The sequence below is a fragment of the Shewanella schlegeliana genome (assembly GCF_016765635.1).
Classification (GTDB): Bacteria; Pseudomonadota; Gammaproteobacteria; order Enterobacterales; family Shewanellaceae; genus Shewanella; species Shewanella schlegeliana.
The window spans coordinates 380,560-395,879 of the sequence record NZ_JAESVD010000003.1; the positions used below are offsets into that span (position 1 = coordinate 380,560).

Genomic DNA, 15,320 nt, shown 5'->3' on the forward strand with positions numbered 1-15,320 from the left:
TATAAATAAAGAATAAATTAGTCGTATCTTTATTGTGTAAAAAAGCCCCGTCACATCGACGAGGCTTTAGCGTATTCATGCTATGCAAGCATAGCATTCACTATTAACGATTAACGTGCGAACCAAGCATCTTGCCAAGCACTGCCTGTACCTGGTGCATAGTGACTCGCAGCGCCGCTACACCAACCACTGTTTGGCCAAGGTAGACACTCATACACGCCACCAGCGTTAGTCACTACGTCACCGGCTTGGTATTGGGTACCTGCCGCGTAAGCTGGATAGTCGCCGCCCTCGCCATCTTCTTCAACCAAGCTAACGCTAGTACGACGAATCAGTTCCTGCTCTGGTGCACTCACCACGACTTCATAGCTACCTGCCACTAAATCCGTTGCTGACAAGGTGACAGCAGCAGAGCTCGATACCTTAACTTCACTGCTTGCAAACACAGTACTGCCTTGTACTAAACTGGCATTAACGACCATAGTTTGGTTAACACTAGCGCTAAACTCAATAGTCACACTGCCTTGCTCAAGCACATAGCGCGGCGCAATACCGCTTACATCAAGAGTTGGTTTAACCACTGGAGGCAAGCCGCCATCACAATCGCTATCACCTTGGGCTTTCCAGACGCCCCACTCGCCTGTGGTGCCCGGCTCATCACCTTGAGTCCACCAGCCTGCTAACCAGCTCTTACTAGCGTGACTGACGGTTTCACTGCCAAGATAAACCTTAGTCGCATCCCAAGCGTTATCACATACCGCGCCCTGTTCTTTTACTGTGATGGTTCGTGCCACTTCAACCTGTTGACCCGCACTATCACTGACACGATAGGTTAGTAGGTACTGACCAATACTAGCTGTATCCACATCACCTTCGACACTAATTTGCGCCGTTAGGTCGCCATCTTCGGCATCGATAGCACTCACGCCTGCCAATGCATCGAATGCACTATCCAGTAATACGCTAGCGTTGGCGACCCCCTTAAGCTCAGGCTTAGTGTTGTATACCTCTACCGTGCGCACCTGCTCAGTTAGGTTGTCATCGCTATCGCTTACACGATAAGTCAGTGCATACAAACCTAAGGTCAGAGTATCGACCGAGCCTTCGACTTGGATATCCGCAGTGAGATCTCCGTCTTCCATATCCTTAGCGCTCACACCAACTAATGCATCAAACTGCGCACCTAGCTTAACGCGAGTGTTGCTAAGCCCTGAGAAAATAGGCTTACCGTTATCTGGCTCTGGCGGCAGAATATCTTGACCATGAATGAATGGACCATAAGCCTTAATAAATGATTCGTTGTACGCCTGACCTGCAGAGCTTTGCCCCATGTCCCAGTTAACCGACCAAGTCATCACACCACGTAGCGGCTGACCCTGCGCTTTCAATTGCTCAAATGCCGCATATAACTTTTGCGGCTCATTGATATAACCCGTTGCAGCGGCGTCGATATTAGTTGGAATACCAAATACTAACTTATCGTGAGGGATCTTAGTAAAGCCATTGGTGCCGTTAGATAAGGCGTCGGCAATATGATAGATAAATTCCTGCTTAAGGTTATCGTTGTTTTGCGCAATCCAACCTAGCCCCTCGATATAGATACCATCGCCGCCTTGATTATAAAATTGGGGGTTAATCCAGTCGTAATAGCCCTCTAGCGCAGTGATATAAGGCACATACTTACCGCCTGTTGTCAGGTACGGAAATTCTGGCGCCATGGTGATCAAGAAGTTTTTGCCCTGCTCACGGTAGTAATCTTTAACGATACGCAGCGCCGCAGGGATAACGGCTTGGTTGTCTGCAGCTGTCACCGCCGCTTGCTCTAAATCGATATCTAGACCATCAAAGCCATAGACCTCGACAAGACGAATAATCTCATCGGCTAAAGCTTGCTCTTGGCCACTGCGTAGCTCAATGTGTGCATCGGCGCCGCCTAAGGCGATCAATACCGAACGGCCTTGGCGGTTGAGCTCGCCGATCTGCTCAATAAACTCAGCTTCGGTTAAACCAATTTCAGGATCGAGTTTAAAGGTAGGAATGGTGCCGACTGCGCCGTAGACCTTCATAAACGACACATCCACCACGTTATATTGCGGATCGACCTCAGTTAAGGTCACACAAGGGGCGACACCACCTTTATAGCCCGCGCCGCCACACCAGTTATGCCAGTAACCGACAACAACCCCAGCTTGTGGGTTAACCATATCAACACCATTGGCCATAGCTGGTGCCGAAACCGCGCCCATTGCCAAGGCGATGCTTGCGCCAAGTAGATTAAGTTTGAGTGATTTCATTAATTCATCCCTTTTCATTCAATATCGAAAAGCAACAAACAGGCAGCTAATATCTGCTGCCCGTGTCACTTGCGGTAGCGCCACTGCCGTAGGAATTGCTCCGTTAGGCTGGATGCTTTGCGTCACCTGCTTTCACAGGTTTTGCCTTTTTCATCAAGTGCATAAATAGCACTCATCTTATTTTGCGGATTATTATCTGTAACCCTAATTTTGTAAATCTAAATATATCGACAAAAACCAAGCTAACAGCAATAAACACCTTAAAACCACAAAAGACAAAATATTGACAACTAAGATACTGATTAAAGAGAGATAAAAATAAAACAAAACATACAATAACCAACATTAAAAGCAACTAATGCCAGAGTTATACAATAAAAGTAACCATTAAAAATAGTTTGACAAAATTAACGCCAAAAATATAACCCAAACCTAAAAATGTCAGATTATTGATATGAGTTAGCGCAATCACTATTTATTGGCACAAATCTCAAGAACCGCCCATAGAGTTCAACTGGGGTTCAGCTAAGAAAAGCTAATATTTGCGGTCAGTTTATTTCATGTTTTTAACCTAATGATTAGTTATCTAAGAGAGTTGAATGAAGATCCATGACACCAATTTAACTTACGAAAACCTCCCTAGCGTAATGCTGCTGCTCGAATCTGTTGCCTTTATGTGGGTCGTCACCCTGATCACCTTAGGGATAGTCAGCTGGGTAGCACTAAAACTTTGGCACCTACACTCATTACCAAAATACTTAGCCAAAGAACGCGGCATGCGGCAGGCCAAACTGGTTTTCTGGCTCTGTATGCTAGGCCTGTTTTGGAAACCGCTTTGGGTATTGGCCGTTATCGCCATCGTGACCGATTGGGACAGGGTACAAGAGTGGATTAGGGGGACGCGCGCATGAAAGAGATAATGCTGCCCTATATCTTTATCGTCTGGTTACTATTCAAGTTTAAAGTCGTTAAATCCAGACCTAGAAACTACTTTATCAGCGTATTTGTTGGCTGCTTAATTGCGATGACCCTATTCTTAGCTCATCGTTTCTACTCACCAGCGGATCTGACCAACTCCACCACAGTGCGCGCGCCACACGCCATTTTGTCACCGGCGATTGGCCAACAGATCGATACCATCTCAATCGATCACAACCAACACGTAAACAAAGGCGACCTGCTCTACACCTTAGTGGATGACAAGGTCAGTAGCGCCATCGATGAGGTCAACGCACGTATTAACGAAGTTAAACGCAGCATCGAAGCTACCGAGGTCAAACTGGCCCAAGCGCAGCGTACTCATCAACGTAAAGCCAATCTTGGCGAGCATGTTAGTGATCGTGACTTAGAAAACGCCGAAGATAACGTGGAGATAATTAAAGCCGAGCTTAAGGTGCAACACGCACAGCTAGAGGTGCAATACGCCCAGCTAAGAAAGCAAGAGTTTGAGCTTAAAAGGCTCGAAATTCGTGCGCCGTTTGATGGCATGGTCACCCATGTCTATATCGCCGATGGCTCACGAGTCGGTGCCATGCACCTTTGGGATACTGGGCGTAAGTTTGTCGAGATGCGCATTCCCGACCAATCCTTCGCCTATATTCAGCCGGGGCAGTTTGCCGAGTTCTATATTGACGCCTACCCAGGTCAAATATTTAGAGCTAGGGTACACAGTAAAGTAGAAGCTACAGGTGAAGCACAGGGCGATATCTTACCCCGTGAGCAGATGGTGTCACGCCACATCAACTTAGGCTCCATGCCTGTGGGGCGAACCGTAGTGCTTGAGGTCGATGACGCCACTATGGCGATGCTGCCTATTGGCGCGACGGGCTCAGCCTGGATAAGCGCCGACAAGCCATCGTCACTGCTAGGCTTTCTCGACATCATTGGCGGGGCAACGGTACGATTGACCGCAGTGAAAGCTTACCTTAATCCACTATAGTGATTGACAAAAAAGCACAGCTTAAGCTGTGCTTTTTTAGCGCTATAATACCAATCAGTACAAGAATTTGATCGACTCAGAGCAGTTTTTGGCAAACTAATTCAAGGCGAGTAGCTGCAATAATGGTTATTCCCTTATAAAGCTAATCAACGCAGAAGTAGGCAGCCAAAAATGCTCCAGAATGGCGAGTTTTAGCGATTCTGATGCTGTGACTCTTAATAAATAAAGAGGGACCTTGAACCTAGTTCAACTATGCTCTTCACTAGTTGCCTTGCCTCAGAGCCGCTAAACTCTCGCAGAGTGACTAAATATTTATACTGACTGGTATAAGCCTTAACTTATTTCTTTGATATCAGCTCTAATATACGTAAGAACAGGTTAATGATCTCCATATAAAGCATGCCACCAAAATCAATCGCTTGATCTAATGTATCACCGAATTTACTAGCACTAGCCCAGAAATAACCAATATAGCCACACATGCAAGCTGCTACAATCCAGTGAATAGCCTCATGGCTATGGCCAAATATGAATAACCAACTCAGCTCAATCACCAAAATCCAACCCGTGATCACTGCCAGCACCTTACCAAAATGAATAAATAGATTCGGCATCAGCGTCGCAGTAATAATCATTAACAAGGTAATCGTCGCGGTGTATTGAATCGCTGTTACAATCTCACTGTAGGAGAATTGTTGTAAACACAAGTTAAGCAATAAACCGACGCTTAACGTGAGTATGTTATAGCCTAAAAAGCTATATAATGGCGCTTCATAACGAAACATGATCAGAAAGCCTAGAGTAGAAAATACCAAAAAACCGATCAAAATAAACCAAGGATTAATACTATTAATCCACTCTGTCGGAAAGTAAACAACTGTCAGGTAGTTAGTAGTAAATCCCCAGATTAACACTAAGCCAATCACTAAGTTGAATACCCGCTTGCTAACCTGTCTATCTTTTAAAAACAGCCCAGACAAGTAATGACTCAGGCCTGCTTGTGACTTTTCCATGTAAGCTATTTCCTAGCAATAATGCGGTTATACCGCCAAATGCCGCGGAGCTTAGCCAAAGTTGATACTCTGCAATATAAACAAATATTCAATTTGCAAAATAGGTCAACAAATAAAGGGTTAACTGGTTATAGCTTATCCAAAATCAACATAAAAATAGCCGATGATTTTAACGTTTGCAGTGGTGAGGCTAATGGCAGTAAAAGCAGAACTGAATAGATCACTTTCTTATATCGATGGCAGTTGCCCATCTGAACGCCCGATTCCATGCCATACTTCACTATGTATCATAGGCGTAAATATCACGCTCAGTCGAACTAGTTGAGAATGTAAATATGAGCAAATCACACGACAGTACCCGAAGACAGCCAGACCATGGCAAACAACACTCTGCAGAGTTTGAGCATAAGAAGAAATTGGGGAAAAACCCTAATGAACCTCATGCCCCCAAGCCAAGCAAAGATCAACATGAGTACCATGAAAGCCCTGAAGATTAGCTTGAGTTCCACTAGCCCGTAAGCATGAAAAAGCGGAAAGTGAGGAGTAAATGAGGCTGGTTAAGCAGTCTAATACTCGGTGAAGACTATTAAAGAGGCCATATTGCTACAGCACAACCAATGTAGCGATACGGCTATCGCTTGTCTTCAATGTCTCGTAATAACACTTACCAATGGCTCCGCTCTGAAACTGTCTCTGAAACTGATATAGATTTATCGCTCAAAAGAACCTAACCCTAACTGAGTCGGCAAGATCATCACACAATCTAATTGAAGGTTAGGTGCAGAAAAGTGCTAGAATCAGCGCCAATTCACTTTCCACATCAAGCAAAGGTAATGCAATGAACCCGATTCTTGCGATCTTAAAAGAGCACAATGTCAGTGACGAGCAAGCTAAAGAGCTGTTCCAAACTTTAACAGAGAACCCAATGATGGCGATGGCTGTTATCGGCCAATTAGGCATTCCTCCAGAGAAGCTACAACAGCTTATGGGTCTTGTTATGCAAAACCCAGCTTTGATTAAAGAAGCCGTTGAAGAGCTAGGCTTAGATTTCTCGAAAGTTGAAGCGGCCAAGGCTCAGCTACAACAATAATTAGCTCCGGCAATAATTAGCGGCAAAAGCACCTAGCGACAGATGCTAGCAATTTGTGCCCCAAAAAAAGAGTAAGCTTTCGCTTACTCTTTTTTTGTCTGCTATTTATTGCCCTAATTGACGCTATTTTGATTTCTCTTCACATCAAGCAATTTAGGCTCTGGGAATAGCGGAATACTCAATTCTCTTGGCAAACTAAACAGCACGGCATCAACCACATCGTAACCATCAGCGGCATCGACAAACTTCCAGCTTTTGCCGATATCAGTAGAGTAGCCCACTAAGGCTGACTCTCGAACCATCACGCCTTCAGCGGTTGGGGTCTCTATCTGCACCGGCAAATAAGCGTAATACTCATCACCATCCATAAACATCTGAGTCTGCTCTGTAAAGGTCGCTCGGTCTTGACTAAACGCCCCAGACTTCATTTTTTCGGTGAACTGCCAAATGATGCGTTTATAACCTACTCGGGCCCCTTCATAAAAAATCTCTTCATCCAAAATAAAGCCCATAAAGGCATCAATATCGCCATCACGAATACTTTGTTGGAACACCTTGGCGGCAACGAGCGCCTTTTCAACCACCAGCTGACCTTGTCGGTCATAATACTTCTGCTCACCACTGCGCTCTCCGGCAATAACCGCACTGTGCCACTTCAACTGCCCATTAGGCCAAAACTCTTGTAGTGTGCCATTACCTTTAGCATCGAAATTGGCCTGTTGCTCTAGCGTGCCATCTTCAGAATACGCCTCACCTAAGCCGACTATCTGACCATCTTTGAAGTTGCGCACAGCTCTTAGGTTACCGTTCTTATGGTAATCTTTAAACTCGCCCTGCTCGAGACCTTCGTCAAAATAGCCCTCTTGTGCGAGCTGACCATTTTCATAAAATCGCTTTCTTATTCCGGCAGGATGGTGCTCGTCATAACGCAGCGTGCCATCTTCATAAAAGGTCTGCCAATGACCAACTCTGTCACCACGCAGCTCATAGCCGCGGATCTTCAGCTGGCCATTGTCATGAAAATCCTCAACTAATTCAGGCTTTGGCTCGACTTTGGGCTCAACGGGGTAATCGGCCGTTTTCATAATGAAATCAGTACTGAATGACTCGCCTTTCTCTTGTTCCTCTTCTGACAGCGTCGCTAAAATAGGCAGTAACGCCTCTACTGAATCTTGTTACTCTCGCTTGGCAAACGCATCAAACTCCGCAAAGCCGCTCGACTCTTTAACCTTAGTTTGTACTTGATTACTTTGCTCTGAGTCATAATCGACTGCAATCACCACTTTTAACTCACTGAACTCTGTATGACTTAACACCGATTGTTGCGCCGAAAACAGGGTCAATAAATAGCAGCGCTCAAAAGTGTCACATTCGATAGAAGAGGTTTTACTACTGCATGCTGACAGCAGTATTGCTGTGGCAATACTGGCTGTAATCATTAATATTTTCATAGAATTATAAACTCACTAAAATGCTAGCCGCATCCTAGATGAAAACCAGTCATTAGTGGGAGAGCAACTTTCTTTATGTGGATTGCCTCACGCAATAACTTAAGCTAGATAAGTTAGCTAGATAAGTTGCCATCAATTTCTACGGCTTCTTTTTCAGTAAAAACTTGATCCACTGCACATATCCCCCAATGATGCTTGCGCACTATCGGCAGCTGCGTACAATCCGCGCCAACAATTTATTGTGCTGTATATCGCTGGAAATTTGGTCCAGAAGTCTCTACCACAAGACCTAATCTTGTGACTACAGCCCAATCACCGTCCACTGCCAAAGGTCTAAAACACTTGGCAGCCCAGTGGTATTCGCCAATAAATTTATTGAACCCTTAGCGTTTAAAAAATTAGCGCATCAATAAACATTAATAAGGCATCACTGTGGCGATCTCTAGCTTACTTCAACGTGCGGGACAGTCCCGCTATATGGAAAATACTTTCCAACTTTCTAAGCGCAATGCCAATGTTGGCACCGAGCTTTATGCTGGCTTTATTACCTTCTTAGCGATGAGTTATATCTTGGCGGTCAACCCGGCGATCTTAGGTAGCATTGAGGGGATGGATAAGGGCGCGATCTTTACCGCCACCGCACTAGCAGCCGCACTTGCAACCTTGATAATGGGCTTTTTCGGCAATTACCCTGTGATGTTAGCGCCGGGTATGAGCATGAATGGCTTCTTCAAGGGCATGCTGGCCTCAAGCTCTGTAGCGCTAATTTGGCACGAAGCGCTATTCGGTATTTTCTTGTCGGGTATCGTGTATCTGATCTTCTCGATGACTAAGATCCGCAAGCAGATGATTGAGTCTATCCCAGAGGATCTCAAGCTCGCCATCACTGTGTCTCTAGGTCTGTTTATCGCCTTCCTCGGACTTAAAAATGCTGGCATTATCGTTGCCAACCCAGTGGTGCTCGTCAGCATGGGCGACATCACCCAGCCACAGGTTGCCATCGCCTTTATCAGTCTGTTTGTCGCGGTAGGCTGTATGGTACGCAATATCAAGCTGGCAACGTTTATCGCCTTTATGACCTCAATCACCCTGACGCTCATCAGTGATGCAGTACTTGGCACTCAGTATGCGCCTATTCCTGAAAATTGGTTTAGCGTGCCACCAAGCATAGAGCCGAGCTTTGGTAAGGTGTTCAACTTTGAGTTTCTAACCGTCGATAAGCTATTTGATCTGCTGTTTATCGTCATCATCTTCTTTATCGTCGACTTCTTCGATGGCTTATCGACCATTGTTGGTGTGGGTAAAGATGCAGGTATTATCGATAAAGATGGCAAAGTGCCGAATGCGCGCTCTGCGCTTGTTGCCGATGCGGGCGGCACGGTTATTGGTAGCGTGTTAGGCACCACCTCTATCACGGCGTTTTCTGAGTCAGGCATCGCCTCGGCTCAAGGCGCTAAAACCGGTTTAGCCGCGGTGGCTACCGCTTGTCTATTCCTGCTAGCACTATTTTGCTACCCAGTGTTTTCCATGTTTTCTACCGCCATCGTGGCACCTGCGATGATCGTCGTCGGTATTTATATGGTTGGCCGCTTAGGCCAGATAAACTGGGATCATAAACCATCGTGCATTGCCGCTTTCTTCACCGTGATGTTCACCATTTTAAGTTTCTCTCCAGCCAACGGCATGGCGATGGGCTTTATCAGTTACGCATTTGCCATGGTCGTAGCAGGTAAAGGCCGCGAAGTACACCCAATCATCTATGGCTTATCACTGATTTTTATCGCCTACTTAGTGATGCTGTAGGCTAGATAAATAACTGCAAAGCACATAAAAAAGGGGCCGTAAAATACGGCCCCTTTTCTTTACAAGATAAAATCTAACTCACTGGATCTAGATAACTTACCTTTACCATTGAGACTTTGAAGTCATCGGCTTCAACAATCTCAAATTTGAGCTTTGCAAATTCAATTACATCGCTCACCTTAGGAATGGTTGAATTTAGGGCCAACAATAAGCCTGCTACGGTGATGTACTCCTGCTGTTTATCAATCAAGCCTATGGTTTCTAGGCGAGATTCTAAGTCATGTAACGAAGTAGAACCTTTAACTAACCAGCCATCATTGCATACGCTGATCTCTGGGATCTCACCAATATCAGGGAACTCGCCCACAATCGATTCAAGCAGATCATGTAGGGTCACAATACCTTGAATGCTACCAAACTCATCAGCCAATACCGCCATCCCCGCTCTCGACTCTCTAAACCCATCGAGTAGACGAATGACGTTGATACTATCTGGCACGATATACGCTGGGAAAGCAGCAGCAATATCTGCTAAGTTCTCACCCGCTTCAATACCCAGCAGCAAGTCTTTACTGCGCACAATACCGACTAAGTTGTCTAACGAGCCACTACACACAGGGAAATTTTGATGGCGACTATTTTTAATCGTCTGCTTAATTTTATCGGTGCAGTCCTCAGTATTTAACCAAACTGTCTCACTTCTTTGGGTCATGACGGTACGTACATTTCGTTCTGAAAGAGACAATACGCCGGTAACCATCTCGCGCTCGGCATTACCAAAGCTCACTGGTGCAGACTCACTACCGTCATCGTCATCATTAACCTTGTAGTGCTTATTGCCCATTAGTCGGAAAATCGCTTCAGTGGTACGTTGGCGCAGCGGCACGCGCTCAGCATGCTTTGCATGGCTCGAACTAATCATCTGATTAAACATTTCAATCAAGATAGAGAAGCCAATTGCAGCATACAGATAGCCTTTCGGAATATGGAATCCGAAGCCTTCGGCAACCAAGATAAAGCCGATCATCAATAGGAAGCTTAAACACAATACAATAACGGTCGGGTGCGCGTTAACAAAGTTAGTGATCGACTTAGACGCCAACAACATCACAATCATAGAGATTATGACGGCAATCATCATCACGGTTAAGCTATCAACCATACCGACAGCTGTAATAATCGAATCGAGTGAGAACACTGCATCTAACGCAAGGATTTGGGCAATAATCACACCAAAGCTTGCATACACATTAGCACCTTGTTGCTGATGCATATCCCCTTCAAAGCGTTCATGTAGCTCATGGGTCGCCTTAAACAACAAGAACAGACCACCTGTGATTAAAATCAGATCTCGGGTCGAGAAGCTTAAGTCGTAAATACTAAACAGAGGCTGGGTCAGCGTTACCAACCAAGACACAATACTCAGCAGACCTAGTCGCATCAGTAGCGCCAGAGACAAGCCGATAGTTCTTGCCTTATCTCTTTGTTCAGGTGGGAGTTTTTTTACTAAAATAGCAATAAAGACAAGGTTATCGATACCCAGTACGATCTCGATAATAATTAGGGTAATTAAGCCAATCCATATTTGTGGTTCAAGCAAAAATTCCATCGTGTTTTTTCATTTTCCAAAACTGTCGCCTATGCTCCAGCTTGGTCAATAGCTCCTAAAATTTAACGCATTAAAATTAATTAAGTGCATTTATATTGGAGAAACCAGAAAATCTATAATTAATTAAACTTTAACTTTGTAATTTAAGACTTAAAAACAGATAGAAAGCCGATAAAATTATCGGCTCTAACCTTCCTGACAGCTTTCGAGAAATAGAGCGGTATCGATTGCGTGGCTAGCCTTCCTTACTGCTTTCGATAAATAGAACTGTATCGATTACGTGGCTAGCCTTCCTTACTGCTTTCAAGAAATAGAGCTGTATCGATTACGTGGCTAGCCTTCCTTACTGCTTTCGAGAAATAGAACTGTATCGATTACGTGGCTAGCCTTCCTTACTGCTTTCGAGAAATAGAACTGTATCGATTACGTGGCTAGCCTTCCTTATTGCTTTCGAGAAATAGAGCTGTATCGATTACGTGGCTAGCCTTCCTTACTGCTTTCGAGAAATAGAGCTGTATCGATTACGTGACTAGCCTTCCTTACTGCTTTCGAGAAATAGAGCGGTATCGATTGCGTGGCTAGCCTTCCTTACTGCTTTCAAGAAATAGAGCGGTATCGATTACGTGGCTAGCCTTCCTTACTGCTTTCGAGAAATAGAGCTGTATCGATTACGTGGCTAGCCTTCCTTACATGTAGAGCTGTATCGATTAAGCTCGATAAGGCCGTGAAGTATGATGCCATGATAGCGGGCTTGGATAAGCTGATAATCCAACTCTGGCGCAAAGTAGTAGGTCACCTCTTCGGAACCGGTTTGCTTAACCGGAATTAAGCTTAACTCGCCAAAGTGGCTAATCTTTTTTGTCAGTGGTTTTTGCACATAGAATTGATATGGCTCTATCGCATCTGAAGCCTGTCTGATTAAGCGAAACTGCTGTCGCCCTTGCAGTAGGTATTCTCGAATTTGAATTGCCAAGGTGTCCACATCTCGCAGCGCAGTATCATCTGAGCTGTAGCGTTCTACATCACCGTCGACCTCCACCTTCGATACACGGCCGTTATCGCTAAAGCTGGCCTGCATATCTCTAGCGCGAAAGCCTGTCACCTTCTGATGAAACTTTTCGGTGATCCATTCACGGCTTTCATTTGACCAAACTAACTCTGCCTTTTGCTGGTACTGAGTGCCTATCCCCAGAATACTGGCCTGACTGTTTGAGGTCACCACCGCGCTTTTACCAGACCAGGTTTCGGTGCGACTCATGGTACCAGTATGAATACCACTGAGATAAATATCGTAATCACCGCTACGACTGCACTGCTCTGGTGTTTGTAGCGATAGTTTTTGAGCTTCGCTCTCTGTCGCGTATGCGCTATGAGTCAGCACTAAAATAGAGGCGAGCATAGAAGCTAACATAGAAGCGAGCCCTAACACTTTCATCGCGATCCGCTTAGACACTCGAGCAAATAAACCCATCATGATTAAAATACTTCGTTCACATTAAGGTAGAAGTTAGTTTCGTTTTCACCCACGCCAATATCGAGACGTAAGTTAATGTTGTCTTTGATTTTAAATCGGAAACCTGTGCCGTAAGAGGTCAACAACTCCTCATTAAGATCGCTGACCTTTGACGCCACGCTACCCACGCCGCCCCAGAACACCATGCCATAGCGTTGGAACACAGGTAAGCGATATTCAACTTGTCCCATCATCATCTGTTTGTCACGGTAACGACCTTTAATGTAGCCACGCATCGCACCTGAGCCACCTAAATCAGGTAACATGTTCCAAGGTACATCGCCATCGGTAAAGTGTCCCTGCACTTGCCATGCGATAAGCCCTGGCGCAGAGCTCAACAGAGAGGTTGAGCTCAAGTCGATATAATTTGCTAACTCAAGATCATAGGTCGAAAAGCTTGAGTACTCATCGTTTTGATACAGGCCTGCATCAATTTGAAATAACCAGCCTTTAGTGGCATTTAAACGGTAATCACGAGAATCATAGATGCTGGTCACCACCACACCCGAGCTGAAGTTATTGGGTAAAATATCCGCCGAATCGACAGGTAGTCCAGTTTCAACCAGCGCTAATTTTTCTGCACTGGCGTAGGTAAAATCAGCCCCTACACCTAAGAAATAGTTATCGGCAACTTCCGTCATCCAGCGTGGTTTGAAGCTATATAGTTGCTCCTCAAACTCATGGTGATTGGCATCGATATTGCCCTGCTCTATGCCTTGGCCGTAATACACAGCAGCTTCGTTATGTAGCTCTAATCCCAGTAGTAAGCGCTGCTTACCGCCGTTGAAGAAGGTCATATTCTCAACTTCGACGCCGTAAGAGTTATTCATCGATACAAATGAGTTCAACACCAAGGATGATGGCTGCTCTTCACTCGCCGAACCATGGGTTTTATATAACCCCACCATCAACAAGCCCACACCAAATTTCTTCTCTGGTGTGTAATAGGCCGTTGGTAAGTAGCTCATATCGATAGGCTTACTTTCGTCAAACTCACCATCGGCACCAAACACTGATAAGATGTCGTCGACCCAAGTCGGCTGCATATCTTTAGGGGTGTCAAATAAAGGCTCTACTGCGACAGCCAAATTTGAAAAAGCGCACAGAGTTAACAATAAAATCCGTTTCATAAATACTCTAATCAGTAACGAAGATAATGGGGAATTAAGGGGCGGCATTCTACCACTACAAGCGCATTCAACAATGACTTTTTTTGATTAAGGATTAATCAGCCATGAGTTTCCGATAAGTTATTCACTTACTCGTAAAACAGCCAAAGTTCATGGTGCATTCTATCGAGTTGTGCAAGCCACTTCGTGCCCACCTGTAATCACAGCCAAGTTTTATTTTTGGAACTTACACAATTGATATATTATCCCGCCGTTGAGACGCGGGCCCTAAACTAAGGCTGTTTGGCCGTGCTCAACATTCTTATCACGAGGAAGAATAATGTTAGCTGTAAATGAATATTTTGAAGGTCAGGTAAAGTCTATCTCTTTTGCAGGTGCCGACAAACCCGCGTCGGTAGGCGTAATGGAAGTTGGCGAGTATGAGTTTGGTACTGCAGCACCAGAAGTGATGCAAGTGATCTCAGGTGCACTAACGGTCATGCTACCAGGCCAAAGCGAGTGGCAAACCTTTAACGCTGGTCAGCAGTTTGATGTTATCGGCAATGCCAAGTTCCAAGTAAAGGTCGAGACCCAAACAGCTTACCTTTGCATCTACGGCTAATTAAGCACTTAGCTCAGCCGTTAAACAAGTTAGCCGTAAAACAAGTAAACCATCCATTATTCGCCTCATCAGTAATGAACTGAACAGCTTAAAGTGGATGGTTTTTTGTCTGCGGTGAAATCATCAATTAAAACTGACTACTGCACCCACTGCACTAATTCTCCAGCATATTTTAACGCGTGCTGCCTTTTCACTAACTGCCCTGCAGGATCAAAGAGTAAAAGTTCAGCCGAGTCGGCATGATAGCTCGCTATCAATTTGTCTCCCTCAGGCGTGCCCATTCTCGCAATCAGAAAGTGCACTTGATCGCCAAGGTAATCACGGGCTTCATTCATCTGCTCAGTTTGACTATTACTCACCGCAAGACCGGCATCATAGACAAATACCAGCGCTGGCTTACCAGTACCGATTTCTTCATGGGTCGCTTTAAAACCTTTTGGCATCACCATTACTAGAGCCGCGAACAAAACCACTATAGAAGTGACGACTCCGAAAACGATCCAAGACTTACGACGACTCGAATTTGAATTTAGTGTATCCAAGGTACAAATCCCTCTTATAACGATTGAAGTACATACAAAAATGCTCCCCACTATAATGAATGAACCTGAGTCATAGATTAAAAACCATTAAATTACCGCACTGACGACGCCTCAGCTAATTTGCCATATTAATTAAACCTAATAAAACTAGCGCACTAAACCTATTACAAACACTCCAATTAAAACCTCCTCCTAATACAAAACAACAAAAAGCACAACAGACTAAAGTTAAAAACAAATTAAAAAAACAAATTAAAAAATAAATTATAAAAAACAGCAACCCCAACCAGTTCAAACTCCCATCAAAAAAAACATTTAAAGCTCAACAAACAATA

At 44.7% G+C, this 15,320-nt stretch carries 15 protein-coding genes and 2 riboswitches; of the genes, 6 read left to right on the forward strand and 9 right to left on the reverse strand.

From position 1 onward, the window contains the following. Positions 1 to 110: 110 nt before the first annotated feature. Complete coding sequence (locus tag JMA39_RS21290) at positions 111 to 2,294, reverse strand: immunoglobulin-like domain-containing protein (RefSeq protein ID WP_202721132.1); 2,184 nt, start codon at positions 2,292 to 2,294, stop codon at positions 111 to 113. A 70-nt stretch (positions 2,295 to 2,364) separates the two neighbouring features. Continuing rightward, positions 2,365 to 2,450: riboswitch (cyclic di-GMP riboswitch) on the reverse strand. Positions 2,451 to 2,893: 443 nt separating this feature from the next. On the opposite strand from JMA39_RS21290, the gene JMA39_RS07130 reads away from it, so the two are divergent. Next, complete coding sequence (locus JMA39_RS07130) at positions 2,894 to 3,205, forward strand: Mg2+ and Co2+ transporter (protein WP_202721133.1); 312 nt, start codon at positions 2,894 to 2,896, stop codon at positions 3,203 to 3,205. Then, positions 3,202 to 4,233 (forward strand): HlyD family secretion protein, encoded by a 1,032-nt coding sequence (locus JMA39_RS07135; protein ID WP_202721134.1) that lies wholly within the window; start codon positions 3,202 to 3,204, stop codon positions 4,231 to 4,233. The genes JMA39_RS07130 and JMA39_RS07135 overlap by 4 nt, the downstream gene beginning before the upstream one ends. Before the next feature lie 338 nt (positions 4,234 to 4,571). Here the strand turns inward: JMA39_RS07135 and JMA39_RS07140 are convergent, their stop codons facing one another. Then, a complete protein-coding gene (locus JMA39_RS07140; RefSeq protein WP_202721135.1) occupies positions 4,572 to 5,246 on the reverse strand; it encodes a Bax inhibitor-1 family protein in 675 nt (224 codons plus the stop codon). A 128-nt stretch (positions 5,247 to 5,374) separates the two neighbouring features. Beyond that, complete coding sequence (locus tag JMA39_RS07145; protein WP_202721136.1) at positions 5,375 to 5,515, reverse strand: hypothetical protein; 141 nt, start codon at positions 5,513 to 5,515, stop codon at positions 5,375 to 5,377. Between the two features lie 66 nt (positions 5,516 to 5,581). Here JMA39_RS07145 and JMA39_RS07150 point away from each other — a divergent pair, with 66 nt between their 5' ends. Beyond that, entirely contained in the window at positions 5,582 to 5,743 is a 162-nt protein-coding gene (locus tag JMA39_RS07150; protein ID WP_202721137.1) for a hypothetical protein, read from the forward strand. 341 nt (positions 5,744 to 6,084) lie between these two features. Further along, the gene (locus tag JMA39_RS07155) at positions 6,085 to 6,336 is read left to right on the forward strand and encodes a DUF2999 family protein (protein ID WP_012278807.1); all 252 of its coding nucleotides are present in this window, start codon (positions 6,085 to 6,087) and stop codon (positions 6,334 to 6,336) included. A 113-nt stretch (positions 6,337 to 6,449) separates the two neighbouring features. On the opposite strand, the gene JMA39_RS07160 is transcribed toward JMA39_RS07155, so the two are convergent. Together JMA39_RS07160 and JMA39_RS07165 are read right to left on the reverse strand one after the other, a co-directional pair. Further along, positions 6,450 to 7,421: a toxin-antitoxin system YwqK family antitoxin gene (locus tag JMA39_RS07160; RefSeq protein WP_202721138.1), complete on the reverse strand. Its 972-nt coding sequence runs from the start codon at positions 7,419 to 7,421 to the stop codon at positions 6,450 to 6,452. Positions 7,422 to 7,511: 90 nt separating this feature from the next. Beyond that, positions 7,512 to 7,787: a hypothetical protein gene (locus JMA39_RS07165; protein ID WP_202721139.1), complete on the reverse strand. Its 276-nt coding sequence runs from the start codon at positions 7,785 to 7,787 to the stop codon at positions 7,512 to 7,514. Positions 7,788 to 8,011: 224 nt separating this feature from the next. Further along, positions 8,012 to 8,111: riboswitch (purine riboswitch) on the forward strand. A gap of 108 nt (positions 8,112 to 8,219) precedes the next feature. On the opposite strand from JMA39_RS07165, the gene JMA39_RS07170 reads away from it, so the two are divergent. Beyond that, a complete protein-coding gene (locus JMA39_RS07170) occupies positions 8,220 to 9,590 on the forward strand; it encodes an NCS2 family permease (protein WP_202721140.1) in 1,371 nt (456 codons plus the stop codon). Positions 9,591 to 9,663: 73 nt separating this feature from the next. Here JMA39_RS07170 and JMA39_RS07175 read toward each other — a convergent pair whose 3' ends face one another. The 3 genes from JMA39_RS07175 to JMA39_RS07185 all read right to left on the reverse strand — a co-directional run bounded on the left by JMA39_RS07175 (position 9,664) and on the right by JMA39_RS07185 (position 13,842). Next, complete coding sequence (locus JMA39_RS07175; protein WP_202721141.1) at positions 9,664 to 11,199, reverse strand: TerC family protein; 1,536 nt, start codon at positions 11,197 to 11,199, stop codon at positions 9,664 to 9,666. Positions 11,200 to 11,875: 676 nt separating this feature from the next. After that, positions 11,876 to 12,673, reverse strand: a complete 798-nt coding sequence (locus JMA39_RS07180; protein WP_202721142.1) for a hypothetical protein — start codon at positions 12,671 to 12,673, stop codon at positions 11,876 to 11,878. Between the two features lie 2 nt (positions 12,674 to 12,675). Then, a complete protein-coding gene (locus JMA39_RS07185; protein ID WP_202721143.1) occupies positions 12,676 to 13,842 on the reverse strand; it encodes a BamA/TamA family outer membrane protein in 1,167 nt (388 codons plus the stop codon). A gap of 319 nt (positions 13,843 to 14,161) precedes the next feature. Here JMA39_RS07185 and ppnP point away from each other — a divergent pair, with 319 nt between their 5' ends. Continuing rightward, positions 14,162 to 14,443, forward strand: a complete 282-nt coding sequence (gene ppnP / locus JMA39_RS07190; protein WP_202721144.1) for a pyrimidine/purine nucleoside phosphorylase — start codon at positions 14,162 to 14,164, stop codon at positions 14,441 to 14,443. A 137-nt stretch (positions 14,444 to 14,580) separates the two neighbouring features. Here the strand turns inward: ppnP and JMA39_RS07195 are convergent, their stop codons facing one another. Beyond that, on the reverse strand, positions 14,581 to 14,985 hold the full coding sequence (locus JMA39_RS07195; RefSeq protein WP_202721145.1) for a hypothetical protein: 405 nt from the start codon (positions 14,983 to 14,985) through the stop codon (positions 14,581 to 14,583). Between the last annotated feature and the right edge of the window lie 335 nt (positions 14,986 to 15,320).